Annotated in this window: 1 protein-coding gene; it reads right to left on the bottom strand. The window is 31.5% G+C overall.

All coding sequences use genetic code 11. The annotated features are described in order from the left end of the window. Positions 1-244: 244 nt before the first annotated feature. A partial coding sequence (locus A9G11_RS14500; protein ID WP_176701273.1) for a hypothetical protein occupies positions 245-518 on the bottom strand: 274 nt, incomplete at its 5' end.

Raw genomic sequence — 518 nt, 5'->3', positions numbered from 1 at the left:
TCATAGAATGGTACATTGGGTTTGATCCCCATAGCACGAATTTCCAATCTTTTTGCAAAATCTAAAGGATTGATAGTATCCGTTATGAAGCTCCCTAATAGATAGAGAAATAAAAAAAATATAAATATGACTAACACTATTTTTTTAATCATTTTATTGAGTCCAATCGCTTCCGTGTTAGCTAAAAAATCGTAGTAATATTGTCACTAACAAACTTAATTTGTCGCCAATCTTTAGTTACCGTTTACTTCTCTGGCTCTAAACTATCAATTGCTTTGTATTTTTTACTGGTATCAATTTGCAGCGTTTTATAACGCTCATCTTCTTCAAAATCCGCTAGCACAATGTGTCGATTCCCTTCATAAGTCACTTCTGTTATATTGCCATTTTTATCAAGATGTACATTTTTATTTTCGCCAACATTAGGAATATAAATAATATTAGTTTTTTCCCCTTGTTGGTTAAACAGGCTTCTTTCGGAAAAGTATTCACTACCTCTAGGGTAATATTTTTCTATA

Source organism: Gilliamella sp. wkB108 (assembly GCF_001690195.1).
Taxonomy (GTDB): Bacteria; Pseudomonadota; Gammaproteobacteria; order Enterobacterales; family Orbaceae; genus Gilliamella; species Gilliamella apicola_L.
Note: the sequence above shows the minus strand (reverse complement) of the source record. Positions and strands in the feature narration are given on the sequence as shown.